Origin of the sequence: Microseira sp. BLCC-F43 (assembly GCF_041929235.1) — a bacterium.
Lineage (GTDB): Bacteria > Cyanobacteriota > Cyanobacteriia > Cyanobacteriales > Aerosakkonemataceae > Microseira.
Genome location: NZ_JBHFNP010000337.1, coordinates 22,075 through 38,063, shown reverse-complemented (window position 1 = coordinate 38,063; position 15,989 = coordinate 22,075). Strand labels below are relative to the sequence as shown.

The window sequence follows — 15,989 nt, the reverse complement described above, 5'->3', positions numbered from 1 at the left end:
ATTAGCCATTACCTAATTTCGATAAACTTCGTTGAGAACGGTTCCATCTGCGGCAATTAATTGGACGTGCAGGGGCATTTGTCCGGCGGCGTGGGTGGAACAACTGAGACAAGGATCGAAGGCGCGAATTCCTGCTTCGACGCGGTTTAACATGCCTTCGGGGATTTCGCTGCCTTTGATGTAATGTTTGGCAATTTGGGTGACGGTTTTGTTCATTGCCAAGTTATTTTGTCCGGTGGCAATGATGAGATTGACTTTTTTAATTAGCCCATTTTCATCTACTTGATAGTGGTGGAATAACGTGCCTCTTGGTGCTTCGCTGACGCCGATACCTTCTAAACTATTAATGTCTGCGATCGCGCGAGTGCGAGGGGAAACAACATCCGGATCGTCTACGAGTTGTTCGATTTTTTCAATTGCTGCCAGAATTTCCACCAGTCGGGCGTAGTGGTAGAAGAATGAGGATGTAACTGCTTTACCACCAGAACGATCGCGCATTTCCTGCAACTCTCTATCTGCATCTGGGGTGCCGATGCGATCGCATACATTCAATCTCGCCAATGGTCCCACCCGATACATCCCCTCCGGATAACCCAGCGGTTTGTAATAAGGGAATTTCAGATAAGACCAGTTTTCCACCGCTTCGCCGATAAAGTCTTTGTAGTTATCTTCACTGAGGTTATCGGCAACAATCTTACCTTCGCTATCCCGGAAGCGAAGCACGCCATCGTAATGTTCCCATTCGCCATTTCTGGTGACTAATCCCATGAAGAGGGAAGGGAAATTGCCAAACGCCTGAACTTCGTCTTGGAATTGGTCTAAAAGGCGCTTGAATAGATTGAGGGCGTGTTCTGCGGTGGCGCGGGATTCGGGGAGGCGATCGCGTATCCACGATCTGCCTTCTTCTGAGATAGGCGATCGCACTCCACCAGGCACCGCCCACGCCGAGTGAATTTTCTTGCCTCCCAATATTTCCAGAATTTGCTGCCCAAATTGGCGCAAGCGAATTCCACCCCTCGCCAAATCCGGATCTGCTGCGATTAAACCAAATATATTGCGAGTTGCTGGATTGCTATCCCAACCTAATAAAAAGTCCGGACTAGATAGGTGGAAAAACGAAAGCGCGTGCGACTGGGTAATCTGCGCCAAATTCATCAAGCGGCGTAATTTATCCGCTGCCGGGGGAACCTTCACCGCCAAAATTTTATCCCCAGTTTTCGCCGATGCCAGCAAGTGACTTACCGGACAAATGCCGCAAATTCTGGCAGTAATCCCCGCCATTTCTGCCATCGGACGACCTTCGCAGAACTTCTCAAATCCGCGAAATTCGACAACGTGAAACCGAACATCATCCACTTCATTTCCATCGTTGAGATAGATGGAGATTTTCCCGTGACCTTCAATGCGCGTAATTGGGTCAATAACAACTGTTTTAGCCATAGTAATCCTCTTTGATTGGTAATTGGTAATTGCTAATTGCTAATTGCTAATTGTATATCTGATAAACCATTAGCCATTAGCCATTAGCCATTAGCCAAACTTAATCATATCTCGACCTTGCATGACGGGTTTTTCGCCATGTAAAAGTGGTTCGATGCTGGCTTTAATTCGCTCTGCTGATGGGGGACAACCAGGCATAAACATGTCAACTTTTACGACTTCATGCACTGGGGAAACTCGTTCGAGCAATTCTGGAACAATGCCGGGGAAATGGGGCAATTGGGGCGTCGTATCTCCCAATTCTAGGTAGCAGCGCCTTAAAACCGGATCTGCACCTTTGATCATATTTCGCATTCCCGGTACGTTGGCAGTTACGGCACAATCTCCGAAGGAAATTAGGAACTTGGTTCTTTCTCTAACTTTGCGAAGCAGTTCCAGATTTTCCTCATTAGCGACTGCGCCTTCAACCAAGCAAACATCCACGCCTTCCGGGTAGTCTTTAATATCAGAACCAACCGGACTATAAACAACATCGACTTTTTCCGCAAGTTCAATCAACCACTCGTCCAAGTCGAGAAAAGACATGTGACATCCCGAACAACCTGCTAACCAAACTGTGGCGAATTTAATCTTTTCCATTGCTACCCTCTCTCTGAAAATTGCTAATTGCTAATTGCTAATTGCTAATTGCTAATTGGTGATTGGCGATCGCTTTTTCTGTCTATTAGCCATTAACCATTAACCATTAACCATTAACCATTAGCCATTACCGCGTCCATTGATGTTTCTCCCTTGCCGTGACGAGGAAGTCTAGTTTAGTGCGATCGCGATCCATTTCCGCCACAGTCACACCTTTGCGGAAAATTGCCCCAGTGGGACAAGCTTCCACGCACTTCCCACAACTCGTACAAGCACTCACCGTACCCCAAGGTTGATTTAAACCCGTCACGACTTTAGCAGCAGCGCCGCGAAATGCCACATCCCAAACATGCGCCCCTTCAATTTCATCGCAGACGCGCACGCATCTGGTACACAACACGCAACGGTTATGATCGATGCCAAAGCGATCGTGAGAAATATCCACATCCCTTTCCGGAAAACGATAAGGGAAGCGCGCATGATCCATCCCCATTTCTATAGCTAAATCTTGCAACTCGCAATTCCCATTCGCCACACAAACCGCACAAACGTGATTGCCCTCCACAAACAACATCTCTACCGTCATCCGCCGATATTCTTGCAACTTAGGCGTATCAGTTTGAATTTTCATCCCCTCCCAAACCTGCGTCACGCAAGCAGGAAGCAACTTATTCATCCCCTCAATTTCCACCAAACACAAGCGACAAGCACCAACATCAGAAACCCCATCTAAATGACACAAAGTCGGAATCCGAACCCCCGCCTCTTTTGCCGCTTGAAGAACAGTCGCCCCCTCTTCAACCGCAATTTCATTACCATTAATACTTAACGTCTTTACCGACATAAACCCTCTCTTCTCTTCTCTTCTCTTCTCTTCTCTGCGTCCTCTGCGTCTCTGCGGTTCAATTACTTCTCAATCAAAGCCAAATACTCATCCCGGAAATAACGCAGCGTACTCAAAACCGGATTCGGCGCAGATTGTCCCAAACCGCACAAACTCGTGCATTTCACCATATCGCACAAAGCTTCCAGCTGCGCCAAATCCTCCATCGTTGCTTTCTTATTCAGGATTTTAGTCAATGCTTGATACATCTGTACCGTTCCCACACGGCAGGGGATGCACTTCCCGCAGGACTCGCCCCGACAGAATTCCATGTAAAACTGGGCAACTTCCACCATGCTCGTAGTATCATCCATCACCACCATACCGCCGGAACCCATCATCGATCCGAGTTGCACCAGAGAATCGTATTCAACCGGAGTATCCAACAACGACGACGGAATGCAACCGCCAGAAGGCCCCCCGGTTTGCACCGCTTTAACTTCCCCTTCCACAACGCCGCCGCCCATTTCTTCCACGATTTCGCGCAGGGTAATCCCCATCGGTACTTCAATCAAACCGTTGTTACGGATTTTACCCGTAAGCGCAAACACTTTAGTCCCTTTGCTTTTTTCTGTCCCGATGCTGGCATACCAGTCTGCACCTTCGCGCACGATCGCAGCAATATTAGCAAAGGTTTCCACGTTATTAATCAGCGTCGGGCAATCCCACAATCCAGATTGGGCAGGGTAAGGTGGACGGGGACGCGGGTTGCCCCTACCGCCTTCAATCGAAGCAATCAACGCCGTTTCTTCGCCGCAGACAAACGCACCGGCACCGATGCGGATGCTGACTTTAAAGTCAAAGGGTGAATCAAAAATTTGACTGCCTAAAATACCGAGTTTTTTCGCTTGTTTGATCGCAATTTCCAAACGTTCGATCGCCAGGGGATATTCGGCGCGGACGTAGATGTAGCCTTCACTAGCACCGACAGCATACGCTGCGATCGCCATCCCTTCCAACACCCGATGCGGATCGCTTTCCAACACCGACCGATCCATAAATGCGCCCGGATCGCCTTCGTCGCCGTTACAGACGACGTATTTTTGTCCGGGAGGCATTTTTGCCACCGTTGCCCATTTCAACCCCGTAGGATAGCCAGCACCGCCTCTCCCGCGCAAGCCGCTTTTACTAATTTCTTCCACGACTTGCGCGGGGGTCATGTCGTGTATGACTTTATACAAAGATTGATAGCCCCCGGCGGCGATATATTCTTCAATTCGTTCCGGGTCAATTTTGCCGCTAGTTTCGCGCACGATGCGCTTTTGACGGGCAAAGAATGGGTGTTTAAAATCACCTTCTTGTGCGGTTGTCGTGCCGCCATTGAGCGAGTCAATAATACTGGCAGCTTGTTCTGGTTCGACTCGTTCGTAGAGTTTATCTTGCGGATCGATTTCGACAAGTGGACCATTACCGCAAAAACCCATGCATCCGACGCCGACGACTTGGATGCGATCGCTCATTCCCAACTCTTTGACTGCGCCTTCTAAATTCTTCTTCACCGCGACAGAATTGGCAGCGCGACATCCAGTTGAGGTACAGCAATGCACGCGAATCGGTTTGTAATTGTTGCGCTCTTTTTCGGCAAGTTCGAGTAGTTCTGGTAAGTCCATAATTGCTAATTGCTAATTGGTAATTGGTAATTGGCGATTGGTAATTGGTAATTGGTAATTGGTGATTGTTCTTTCTTCCCATTACCCATTACCTATTACCCATTACCAATTCCCCATTTTTCGATGCGTTCTAGTGCCTGTTCTGCCGTCACTTTTCCTGCTACTTCGCCATCGAAAACAACGGCGGGGGCAATGCCGCAAGCACCGATACAGCGTGCTGTCATCAAGGACATTTGTCCATCTGGTGTTGTCTCGCCTTGATGAATGCAAGCTTTCTTTTCTAGCGCTGCTAAAACTTCGCCGCTGCCTTTGACGTAACAAGCAGTTCCCAAGCAAACTACGCAGCTATGAGCGCCGCTGGGTTTGAGGGAAAATAGATGGTAAAAAGTGGCAACTCCGTACACGCGACTGAGGGGTAATTTTAGACCGCGCGCGATGTATAGCAGCACGTCTTCTTCCAGGTAACCGAAAGCTTCCTGCGCCTTGTGCAGAATTTCAATTAAAGCATCTTGGCGATATTGATTCCGCTTCATGGTAATATCCAGCGCTTTGAAGCGTTTATCGCCGCTGGGATGCTGTTTTTGAGTTACTTTCTCTGCGTTTGCAACCATGTTCTTTATCCCAATAAGTTTTCAGGCTGAAGCACGAGCCTTGTTATTTTTCCCCCTTTTTAAGAATACCTATTTAAGCGCCAATCCGTCAATAAAACAACATATTTTATAAATAGGTTTATTCTCAAGAAATTCAAAATTTTGTAGCTCATGCTTTTCCCCGATTAATAGATGACAACTTTAGACTAAATTTGATTCTTCTAGTTGAGATTCCTCGGTAGTTGTTTTAACAGTTTGTACGGTTAAAACCGAGCAGGGGGCGTGGTGGAGTACGTAGTTGCTGACGCTACCTAGTAAGAATTCGCCCAAACCAGAAAGACCGCGACGACCGAGGACAATTAAGTCTGCGCCCCAAGTGCGGGCGATGCCGCAGATGGTTTTGCCTGGGTTGCCGACGTTTTGAGTGAATTCGGCGGTGACGCCTGCGGTGTTTGCTTGGGCGGTGCGCGATCGCAGCATCTCTAAACACTGAGTTTCAAATTCATCCCACTGTTTGCGATAACTCATCAACATGTCTTCGGAAACTTCTGGTGCTAAATCTGGATAAAATGCCAAACCAGAAAAAGTACCGGCAATTCTGGGACTGCTTTCTTCTACTGGCGTTAGTATGTGCAACAGCATCAGCTGAGCATTCATTGCTTTACCTAATGTCAAAGCTGAATCAAAAACTTGTTGACTGCTATCACAATCCATTGCTACTAAAATTTTTTGAAACATATTTTTTAATCCTTTTTAAACTCAAATTTCATTTTGAATAAATAAACCGCAGAGGCGCAGAGGACGCAGAGAAAGAGAAGAGAGAGCGGGAATTTCGATGCGAAGGGATTTGGTATCAGATGGCAAATTAAAAATCTGCCATCTGAAATCTCTTAATGCTTCAGATTACAAATTGCCGAAATCTCTTAAATCTGAAATCTGCAATCTGCAATCTGAATTCCTCCTAGCCGCCTATTTCAGCTTCGGTTTTGGCGATTTCCAGCATCGTTTTGAGAACGGTGTCGGGGTTCAAGCTGATTGAGTCAATGCCCTGTTCAACTAGGAAGCGGGCAAATTCTGGGTAGTCAGAAGGTGCTTGACCGCAAATACCGATCTTGCGATTGTTCTTCTTCGCCCGTTCGATTACCAAGCGCACCATTTCTTTGACGCCTTCGTTGCGTTCGTCGAATAGGTGGGCGACTAATGCGGAGTCGCGGTCTAGACCTAATGTGAGTTGGGTTAGGTCGTTGGAACCGATGGAGAATCCGTCGAATACTTCGCTAAATTGATTCGCGAGGATGACGTTGTTGGGGATTTCGCACATTACGTAGACTTGTAGGCCATTTTCGCCGCGTTTCAGGCCGTATTTTTCCATTTCTGCCAATACTCGGCGACCTTCGTCGGGGGTGCGGCAGAAAGGTATCATTGGGATGACGTTGGTTAAGCCCATTTCGTCTCGTACCCGTTTGAGGGCGATGCATTCTAATCCGTAGGCGGCGCGGTATTTTTCATCGTAGTAACGAGATGCGCCCCGCCAACCGATCATTGGGTTTTCTTCTTTGGGTTCAAATTGTTTGCCACCCAAAAGGTTGGCGTATTCGTTGGATTTGAAGTCGGACATCCGCACGACTACCGGATTGGGATAGAATGCGGCTGCGATCGTGCCGATACCGTGGGCGAGTTTATCGACGAAGAAGTCGGGTTTGTTGTCGTACAATGCGGTCAGTTCGCCGATTTCTTTCTTCACCAATGGATCTTCGAGGGTATCGAAGTTCATCAATGCTAATGGGTGGGCTTTGATGTGGTTGGCGATAATGAATTCTAACCGTGCCAATCCCACGCCATCGCAAGGAATGGCTGACAAACCGAAGGCTTCTTCTGGGTTACCCACGTTCATCAAAATCTTGGTGCGGGTGCGAGGCAGGTTATCGAGTTGGGTTTCGATGATTTCAAACGGTACTAAACCGTCATAAACTCGTCCTTCTTCGCCTTCGGAACAAGATACGGTGATTTCTTGCCCTGTCTTTAACGTGCCGGTAGCGTTACCGCAACCAACGATCGCAGGGATTCCCATTTCCCGTGCAATAATTGCGGCGTGGCAGGTGCGTCCACCTTGGTTGGTGACGATCGCACTCGCTTTTTTCATGATCGGTTCCCAATCTGGGTCGGTCTTATTGGTTACCAGTACTTCACCAGGTTGGAATTCGTCGATGCGGTGAACGTCTAGAATCACGCGGGCTTTACCGGCACCGATCATTTCACCAACGGCACGTCCGGTTGTCAAAATGTTACTCGTACCGTTGAGTTTAAAGTTCTTGATGACGCTGGCGGATTTTTGCGATTGTACTGTTTCCGGGCGGGCTTGAACGATGAATAGTTCGCCGGTTAAACCATCTTTTGCCCATTCAATATCCATTGGGCTGTTGGTGCCGCGCACTTCGGAATAGTGGTCTTCAATGATACAAGCCCACTTAGCAAGCGTGAGAATTTCGTCATCGTTGATGGCATATTTGCCCCGTTCTGATTCTGGTACGGGGACGTTCTTGGTTTGCTTACCGCCGCCTACGTCGTAAATCATTTTGATTTCTTTACTGCCGAGGCGTTTTTCGAGGATTGGGCGGAAGCCTTCTTTCAGCGTGGGTTTGAAGACAAAGTATTCGTCTGGGTTAACGGCACCTTGGACGACGTTTTCACCCAAACCGTAGGCGGCGGTGATTAATGCCGCATTCTTGAAGCCAGTTTCGGTGTCGATGGAGAACATGACGCCGGAGGATGCTAGGTCAGACCGTACCATCTTTTGCACGCCGACGGAGAGGGCGACTTCAAAGTGGTCGAAACCTTTAATGGTGCGATAAGAAATAGCGCGGTCGGTGAAGATAGAAGCAAAGCATTTATGGCAAGCTTCTAATACTGCATCAACGCCGTAAACGTTGAGGTAGGTTTCTTGTTGTCCGGCAAAACTGGCATCGGGTAAGTCTTCCGCAGTGGCGCTGGAACGAACCGCTACGTCAACATCGCTGCTGTAGCGCTTGCATTCTTCTTGTTCTTCCGGCGGGAGTTTTTCGCAGAATTCGGCGCTGGTGCCGTAGCGATCGCATAATTTCAGGTAAGCCTGAGTGATAGCTTCTTCTAGTTCTTCCGGAAATGGCGTGTTGAGAATTAAAGCGCGTGCTTGCCTTCCTCGCATCCGCAAGTTCTTTACGTTTTCCACATCGAGGTCGGAAAATAACTGGCGCAGAGTCTTCTCTAAACCAGCTTGTTCGATAAAGTACCGATAAGCGTAAGCTGTAGTGGCAAAGCCAGTGGGTACGTTTACCCCTTTGGGGGTCAGCTGGCGAATCATTTCACCTAATGAAGCGTTTTTGCCGCCCACTAATGGAATATCGGCGATGCCAACGTCCTCGAACCACAGGACTAAGGCTTGTTCTTTCGGAGATTGGAGAGTTTGTTCTCTTTCAGTTGCTTGCACCATAAAACTCAATCCGCCTCACAATTCGGTTTTTAGAGCTAGTGCATTCCTTGCTACTCTGGCTGTTGAATCACCCCCGATTACCATTTTTTCGCATCTCGAGCATCGCTCGCTGTGGATTATCCAACAAACGCGATCTGAGAGACTCTGTAGGCTGAAATGCTCTTAGGCTCTACATCTTGAGTTATAGGACAAGAATTTGAGGAACTTGTGAGGATGGGTAATGGCTAATGGCTAATGCCTAATGGTCAGCGTAGTTGAGCCTCTAAATGTAGGGTGCGTAAGCGTTGCGTAACGCACCGCTACCGCCACCGCCACCGCTATATAGCAGTTTGTGACTTGGTGGAATACAGCCCTTGGGGCTGAGTTTGTCAAGCGCGCACCCTTAAGGATGCCGCTACACAAACTCAGCCCGCCTACACGGACTCTTAGCTTATGCAAAATAAAGTGTATTCTATCAAGTCACAATCCGCTATAAGGAGTCGCTGCGTAATATCATGTCAGGCTTTTCACCCTTAATTAAAACTCAGAGCGTCCGGTGTGTCGCCGCGTCCCCGCCTCAGTCCTAATTATGGGTAATCGACCGGACATGATATAAGTCCTGAAATAATTTAACTAATCCCGCCCTGGCGCGCATAAATTTTTGCACCGCACTCAATCCATAAATGTAGACCCCAATACAGGAGTCGAACGGGGAAGCTAGTTTAGAGCGCTCAACCTAGTTACTCAGGTCACTACCATGCCATTGGAATGTTTTTATACCTTACCCTACCGCGTAGAAGAACATCGCATTTTCTGGCAAATCAAGCCCCGATTGAAACAGAACATTGACTATCTGTGCCAGATCGTACAACCAGTTGATTGCTTAGTTAACGACCCGTGGGAGGCGGCGATCGCTCGCTATCTATTCGAGCAATTCCAGCAGCATCCTGAGTCGGAACAATTGCGAACCCATTGGATTGCATTTCTGCAAAGGCGTTGCGAAATACTAGCCAAGAGAATTTTGCCTCTGATCGACACCGATGGGAATGTTGGTTTCCAAGACTTATTTATGATGGCGTCTCTTGCAGCAATCGACCCAGCTAAGTTCTTTAACAATTTTGACGAAAGTCGCGTTCAACTGCGCTATTGGTATCCGACATTCATCAGGTTTACTGACATCAAACTCAAGCATCTGTTACTACCCGAATTAAGGAGGATTACAGGAAACAATATGTTTGGACAAAGTAAGTTAGGTTTAGTCGCACGCTCGAGTAGAACCCGAGTCAGAGAAGCACTAGAACGCTCTGGTTACACAAAAGCACAAATCTCTCAATATCTGATCGCTTGGCAATGTTTTAAGGAATACAGCGAGTCAGTCAACCTCAGCGTCAATACATTTAGAACCGAAAATTTTAAAGATATCGCCTACCGTTATAATGAGTTGAATGAAACTGAAAATAGCGTGAGCGGATCGGAAATTAAAACCTGGTTGGAGAACATCTATGAAGCGATTCGACGATTATCAGATCCAACGCGTAATTATTTTTGGGAGCGTTTTTCTTCCAACTTTGATCGGGAAACAAATTTGCTAGAAAACATTCCATTTGAGACAAGCTACGCTCGGGAGATGGATGAAACTGTAAACGCATTCAGGCAAGCGATCGCTAATCTTTTGAATGGGTTACAAGAAGTGAAAGACAAACGAATTCTTTTTCTCAAGTATGGGTTAGAACTGAAACAAGGTCAAGTTGCTAGCGAAATAGGAGGTATAAATCAATCGACAATCAGTCGCTATCTCCAGAAGTTAAACAAGCATATTTTGTCGCAAATATGCGATTGGGTCAGACAACATCTAGAAATCGAACCGAGTTGTACAGGATTGGCTGAAATACAAGCAGTGTTGTCCCAACATTATTCTGAGGAACTCGACCGCTTTGTTAAAAATTCAATTCGTTCGTTAGACGAGCAAAGCTGGGAATTTTTAAAATTGTTTTATGTGGTTAAAAAGCCACTTTCAGACATGGGAAAAATGATGCAAAAAACTGAAGAGGAATTGCGCGATAGCTTAAAAGCAATGCAACAAAGGTTATACAGCAACACGCTCGCTCAAATTCAGGCTGAATTTAACCTAGAATTGCAACCAGAGGGTGCAGCTATCGGGACTATTCCTGCAATAGTCGAAACTCGACTAGAAACAATTCTGCAATATTTACACTAAGCGGGGAACAAAACAATGACATTGAGCAATACCAGCCTCAGCAATATTTATTCCGAGCATTTGTGCTTAGAAATTTCAAACAGCGATTTGGAATTAGCGCGCCCAAATCCTAAAAATTATTCCAACGATACGGGACGCAATTATGCTTTTTTCAATCGCCTGTGTTTGAATGTATTTTTGCGTTGGTGTGAGGAAAACTTAGGATTAGAAACTCCCCCCAGTGTATTTCCCAATCGGGAAGTTTTACCCATGCTTTGGGAATTTTTTACTGGTTCTGCTATTAATCTTTACGGTAAACGACTGGTACTGATTCCCACCGATACCGTCGATATGGAAGATTTCGCCGTACCTCAAGAATGGGTGGATATTCCCAATTTAGTAGCGGATTATTATTTACCCGTCCAGGTTGATGTAGAAAACCGCTCGGTTCATTTTTGGGGTTTTGTTTCCCGACGCACTTTGAAAGCTAAAGCAGATTACGACCCGATTTATCGCCTGTATTACATCGAGGGAGACTGGGTTATTCCTAATTTAGAGATGCTGGAGGGTGCGTCTAATTTGTGCGACGAAAAAGGACAAGTTGCACCTTTAGCAACACTATCCAATCAAGAGGGAGAAAATTTAATAGCAGAATTGAGCAAACGTTCACCTTATTCTCCCCGCTTGCAGAAAAAATTTCAAAAGTGGGGAGCTTTATTAAATGAGAGGAGTTGGTTACAGCAACTCTATGAGACACGGACAGTCGGATTTAATCTCAGTAAGTGGTTAGACGGGATAGTTGAAGCGGGTTGGCAGACATTTGATGAATGGTTCAATGCCAAAATCCCAGCATTTCGAGCCAAACAAGTGAAGGGAATTGAACTAGACTCACCAGACAAAATTCAAGGAGCAGTCAAGCAGTTTCGTAACAGTCAAAGTGAGGTAGTTGTTCCTACTGACATTGAAGATCGAGAGGCGTTGGTTCATTTGTTACAGCATACTCGCGATGAAACAATTCGCTGGAAAGCGGCTGAGTATTTGTGGGCAATCGCTCCAGATTATACCAATTATGCAATCAGAAGGGTGATGGATTTAGGCTTAAATTTGATGGGTTATCCCATCGCTTTAATGATTGCAGTTTTGCGAAAAGTAGATGGGAGAATTGCCGTGTTGCTGCGAGCGTATTCCATGGGAGGTCAGACTAAATTACCCCCCGATTTGCGATTGATTACACTCGATGAAAATGGCGATCCAATTCCGCGTTTGGAAGCCGTAGCAAGACGGGAACCGCTAGATGATTACATCGCGCTTTATTTTACGGCGGATGTTGGCGATCGCTTTAGTGTCCGCCTAACTTTAGAAGATACCAGCATCACAGAACAATTCCTAGTTTAATCCAGATGTTTCTAGGGGCGGCTTTTACCAATCATGTATGATTCTACTTCAACCAGCCCCTAACAGTTGAATCTAGGTTGGGTTGAGGTAACGACACCCAATTATACTGTTATGTGTTGGTTGCGCCTTCGCTCAATTCAAATTACTTAAATAACTTATATAAAGTTTATTAAAATACCATAAACAGACTTTGATTAGGGAAATTTTTCTAGTATTATAAAGCTCAATGATTCCAGCTAAAGGAAGATGAGAAATGAGCAAGCGAGTCATCTTCAGAATTGATAATGGTGATTTTGAACGAGGTTTTCCCGTCAGCTTAACGATTAAGGAGAATGGGGAAGTTTGCGCTGAAGAGGTTAAGGGTAAGCTTGCACCCGCACCAGAAATTCTCAACCTATATAATGACTGGCAACAAGTATACAGCTCTAGGGGGCAAAGCAACCGCTGGTGGATCTGGAAAATTGTTGTTCCAGATGAAATCGTTAAAAACACTTCGTCTGGTTCGAGTGAGAAAGATGTTACAGTTAATGAAAACGAATCGGTAAGTTTTATTGTCCAGACTGATAACCAAGAATTACAGAAGTTACCCTGGGAGTTATGGGGTTTCATGCAGGAGGAATATAACCAGGCTGAAATTGCTTTGAGCAGCAGAAGCGCACCCAAAACAGGACGTTTGAGCAGTCGAGTCAAAATCTTGGTAATTTTGGGTAGTGATGAGAGAATTGATATTCAAACCGACTGGAAGATTCTCCAAAAAAGATTACCCAATGCCAAATTAGTTTTACTACAAAAACCTCGCGTCGATGAACTCAAAGACCAACTGAGGAGTCGGTCTTGGGATATTATCTTCTTTGCCGGACATAGTTCAACTCACCCAGAGGGGAATGATGCACGCATTTGGATTAATGACAACGACTATCTATCGCCTAACGATCTAAATACTTCTCTCAAAAAAGCTGTCATAAATGGGTTGAAGCTGGCAATTTTTAACTCCTGGGATTTAATCGATCCAGATTGTTCGTCGGACTCTTGCTATTGGCAGACAATTCAGAAGTAGTTAACAACCAAAATTAAAGGAGGATCTAAATGAGTAAGCGAGTAATCTTTAGAATCGAGCAAGGTGATTTCGATCAAGGTTTTCCCGTCACCTTGACTATTAGGGAAAATGGCAGGATGTGCGGTAAAGAAGTCAAGGGTAAACTGGCGATCGCCGAAAAAACTATCGAACTTTATAATAAGTGGCAAGAAAATTACAAATATTGGGGAAAAAGCTACCGTTGGTGGAGGCGAAAGATTGATGCTCCCGACCATATGGAGACAAACTCATCGAGTTATGACTTACAGCATGAAGCTGAAAAATCTGCTGGCGAATTTGAAGAGTATTTTAATACATGGCTAAATAATTCTTCATTAGAACAAATTACGCGACAACTGCTACATACCGTTGGCAAAAATGAATTGGTGAGTTTCGTTGTCCAGACCGATAACCAAGAGTTGCAGAAACTCCCTTGGGAAGAATGGAATTTCCTTCAGGAATATTATAACCATGCTGAAGTGGCTTTGGGGACTGCCAGCCGCTCTCCAGCAGAAGGTTTGATCGGAAGAGTAAAAATCCTAGTAATTTTGGGAAGCGACGAAAACATTGAGATTGAAACCGATGGGAATATTATCCAGAATAACTTCCCTAATGCCGAATTAGTTTTGTTGCAAAAACCTGACTCAAGTAGACTCAGAGATACCTTGAGGAGTCAGCCTTGGAATATTATCTTTTTTGCCGGACATAGCGCAACTAAACCCGAGGGAAATGATGGCAGAATTTGGCTGAATGAATCAGAATATTTATCCCCAGCTCAGTTAAGAATTTCGCTGATTCAAGCTGCCAGAAATGGATTAAAGCTGGCGATTTTTAACTCATGTGACGGATTGGGATTAGCACGACAATTGGATAGTTTGGAAATTCCCCATATTATAGTAATGCGCGAGCCAATCCACGATCGAGTGGCTCAAATGTTTTTGAATGCTTTTCTAACTGAGTTTACTAAAGGTGCTGCTTTACACGAAGCAGTGCGCGAAGCACGCGATCAATTAAGATTATTAGAAAATGACTCTCCCAAGGCTTCTTGGCTACCTGTAATTTTCCAAAATCCTGAAGAACCACCCCTATTTTATCCGCAACCTGCGGTTACAATAATACAAGACCCTCAACCAAAATCGGCAGAAAAGAACCAAAAAGATCGGCAACTTGCCTGGTGGGGAATGGGAGCGATCGCACTCATCACCCTAGCCTTTGCAATCCATAAAATTATCGATATGGGTAAAGATTCTACCCTGGGATCAGGAATCAGCTTAGGCGAAGAAATCCTCAGCCAAAATACCACGCCTGAAAAAGAAGCAGGCGTCAAAGCTTTTGGGAATAAAAACTACCGGGTGGCAATAGCAAATTTTAAGGCATCTCTTGATAAGAATCCCAAGGATCCAGAGACGAGAATATACCTCTCTAATGCCAAAGCAGCAGCGAATAGCAAAGAAACCATTAGAATTGCCGTCAGCGTACCCCTTGGTGGTAACCAAAGTGTAGCCGAGGAAATTTTACGGGGAGTCGCCTTGGTGCAACAGGATATTAATCGCGACGACGGAATTAATGGCAAACCATTACAGGTGGTCATCGCTAACGATAATAACAATCGCGATCTGGCTCAAAATGTTGCCCGTAAATTTGTCAAAGATACCGCTATTTTAGCCGTCGTCGGACATAACGCGAGTAATGCCTCTGTTGCAGCAGTTCCCATCTATATAGAGGGGAAATTAGTCATGATTTCCCCGACTAGCTGGTCTAACGACTTCACAAACAAATACGATTCGCATATTTTTCGGATGATGCCGCAAATCACATTTTTTGCAGCTCAGCTATCTCACTCCATTGGCAAAGAAGTCTATAAACCCAAGATTGCCATTTGTTTAGATATCTCCTCAGATGATAATCAATCCTTTAGAAGAGAGTTTCAGTTTGTTCTTTCAGCCTATAAAGGACATCACATCGATCTACCCTGTAACCTAGCAGACCCCAACTTCGATCCGAGTATGTTTGTGGATATAATAAAAAGGAACAAGGTTAACAGCCTCCTGGTTGCACCCCATGTGAATAACCTACCAAAGGGAATCGGGATATTCAATGCGGTTCGAGAAAATGGGTTATCGATTAAACTGTTTGGCAGTCCCACTTTGTATACCGAGCAAACCATTAAGTTAGGAGGAGAACCAGTAGAAGGTTTAACAATATCAGCTCCCTACTACCCCGATGCCAAAGAAAAAGATGCGTTTCGCTCGCTTTGGAAGGCGGAATTAAATACTTGGCGAACCACGATGGCTGGGGATGCAACGCGAGCGATAGCCACCGCTTTACAACAACTCCTGTTAGAAAAAAATCCCACTCGTGACCAATTAAACAATATCCTCAGAGATCCCAACTTTACAGTCCAAGGTGTCACCGGAGAATTTAAATTCAACAGCCACACAGGCGAACGGGAATTCCTATTTCAAAAACAGCGATCTGACGCATTAATCAGAATTGAAAACGGTCAATTTGTCAAGCTTGAATAGCTTGTTCTCTTGTGGGATGGGCATCCTGCCCGTCCGACTTATTTTTATAGCAATAAAATTGTTCCTAACCGCAAGCCCCATAACACCCAGAACCCCGACTTATCTTGTGAAGTCGGGGTTCTAGCAGCGAGCGCGCATTTTACTAACTATATTGAGTCTTGCACCTTTCCCATTAGCCCACCAGGGA

Annotated in this window: 11 protein-coding genes; 4 read left to right on the top strand and 7 right to left on the bottom strand. The window is 45.6% G+C overall.

The window, feature by feature from the left end; translation table 11 throughout:
• Window positions 1–12: 12 nt before the first annotated feature.
• The 7 genes from ACE1CM_RS44535 to ppsA form a co-directional block, all read right to left on the bottom strand.
• Window positions 13–1,440, bottom strand: a complete 1,428-nt coding sequence (locus ACE1CM_RS44535) for a Ni/Fe hydrogenase subunit alpha (protein ID WP_374885912.1) — start codon at window positions 1,438–1,440, stop codon at window positions 13–15.
• 90 nt (window positions 1,441–1,530) lie between these two features.
• Window positions 1,531–2,079, bottom strand: coding sequence for an oxidoreductase (locus ACE1CM_RS44530; RefSeq protein ID WP_374885910.1), 549 nt, complete (start codon window positions 2,077–2,079; stop codon window positions 1,531–1,533).
• A 127-nt stretch (window positions 2,080–2,206) separates the two neighbouring features.
• Window positions 2,207–2,923 (bottom strand): bidirectional hydrogenase complex protein HoxU, encoded by a 717-nt coding sequence (gene hoxU / locus ACE1CM_RS44525; RefSeq protein WP_374885908.1) that lies wholly within the window; start codon window positions 2,921–2,923, stop codon window positions 2,207–2,209.
• 62 nt (window positions 2,924–2,985) lie between these two features.
• Entirely contained in the window at window positions 2,986–4,572 is a 1,587-nt protein-coding gene (locus tag ACE1CM_RS44520) for a NuoF family protein (RefSeq protein WP_374885907.1), read from the bottom strand.
• 95 nt (window positions 4,573–4,667) lie between these two features.
• Window positions 4,668–5,183: a bidirectional hydrogenase complex protein HoxE gene (hoxE, locus tag ACE1CM_RS44515; protein WP_374885906.1), complete on the bottom strand. Its 516-nt coding sequence runs from the start codon at window positions 5,181–5,183 to the stop codon at window positions 4,668–4,670.
• A 180-nt stretch (window positions 5,184–5,363) separates the two neighbouring features.
• Complete coding sequence (locus ACE1CM_RS44510) at window positions 5,364–5,900, bottom strand: universal stress protein (protein WP_374885904.1); 537 nt, start codon at window positions 5,898–5,900, stop codon at window positions 5,364–5,366.
• A gap of 223 nt (window positions 5,901–6,123) precedes the next feature.
• Window positions 6,124–8,631 (bottom strand): phosphoenolpyruvate synthase, encoded by a 2,508-nt coding sequence (gene ppsA / locus ACE1CM_RS44505; protein ID WP_374885902.1) that lies wholly within the window; start codon window positions 8,629–8,631, stop codon window positions 6,124–6,126.
• Window positions 8,632–9,367: 736 nt separating this feature from the next.
• Here ppsA and ACE1CM_RS44500 point away from each other — a divergent pair.
• From ACE1CM_RS44500 to ACE1CM_RS44485, 4 genes are all read left to right on the top strand, one after another.
• Window positions 9,368–10,828: a hypothetical protein gene (locus ACE1CM_RS44500; protein WP_374885901.1), complete on the top strand. Its 1,461-nt coding sequence runs from the start codon at window positions 9,368–9,370 to the stop codon at window positions 10,826–10,828.
• Window positions 10,829–10,843: 15 nt separating this feature from the next.
• Entirely contained in the window at window positions 10,844–12,202 is a 1,359-nt protein-coding gene (locus tag ACE1CM_RS44495; protein ID WP_374885899.1) for a DUF1822 family protein, read from the top strand.
• A 253-nt stretch (window positions 12,203–12,455) separates the two neighbouring features.
• A complete protein-coding gene (locus ACE1CM_RS44490) occupies window positions 12,456–13,259 on the top strand; it encodes a hypothetical protein (protein WP_374885896.1) in 804 nt (267 codons plus the stop codon).
• A 29-nt stretch (window positions 13,260–13,288) separates the two neighbouring features.
• Window positions 13,289–15,802 (top strand): ABC transporter substrate-binding protein, encoded by a 2,514-nt coding sequence (locus tag ACE1CM_RS44485; protein ID WP_374885894.1) that lies wholly within the window; start codon window positions 13,289–13,291, stop codon window positions 15,800–15,802.
• Window positions 15,803–15,989: the final 187 nt, after the last annotated feature.

Coding starts and splice junctions, on each gene's coding strand:
- ACE1CM_RS44495 (WP_374885899.1), top strand. CDS start 10,844: ATGACATTGAGCAATACCAGCCTCAGCAATATTTATTCCGAGCATTTG.
- ppsA (WP_374885902.1), bottom strand. CDS start 8,631: ATGGTGCAAGCAACTGAAAGAGAACAAACTCTCCAATCTCCGAAAGAA.
- ACE1CM_RS44535 (WP_374885912.1), bottom strand. CDS start 1,440: ATGGCTAAAACAGTTGTTATTGACCCAATTACGCGCATTGAAGGTCAC.
- ACE1CM_RS44530 (WP_374885910.1), bottom strand. CDS start 2,079: ATGGAAAAGATTAAATTCGCCACAGTTTGGTTAGCAGGTTGTTCGGGA.
- ACE1CM_RS44500 (WP_374885901.1), top strand. CDS start 9,368: ATGCCATTGGAATGTTTTTATACCTTACCCTACCGCGTAGAAGAACAT.
- ACE1CM_RS44485 (WP_374885894.1), top strand. CDS start 13,289: ATGAGTAAGCGAGTAATCTTTAGAATCGAGCAAGGTGATTTCGATCAA.
- ACE1CM_RS44490 (WP_374885896.1), top strand. CDS start 12,456: ATGAGCAAGCGAGTCATCTTCAGAATTGATAATGGTGATTTTGAACGA.
- ACE1CM_RS44520 (WP_374885907.1), bottom strand. CDS start 4,572: ATGGACTTACCAGAACTACTCGAACTTGCCGAAAAAGAGCGCAACAAT.
- hoxU (WP_374885908.1), bottom strand. CDS start 2,923: ATGTCGGTAAAGACGTTAAGTATTAATGGTAATGAAATTGCGGTTGAA.
- ACE1CM_RS44510 (WP_374885904.1), bottom strand. CDS start 5,900: ATGTTTCAAAAAATTTTAGTAGCAATGGATTGTGATAGCAGTCAACAA.
- hoxE (WP_374885906.1), bottom strand. CDS start 5,183: ATGGTTGCAAACGCAGAGAAAGTAACTCAAAAACAGCATCCCAGCGGC.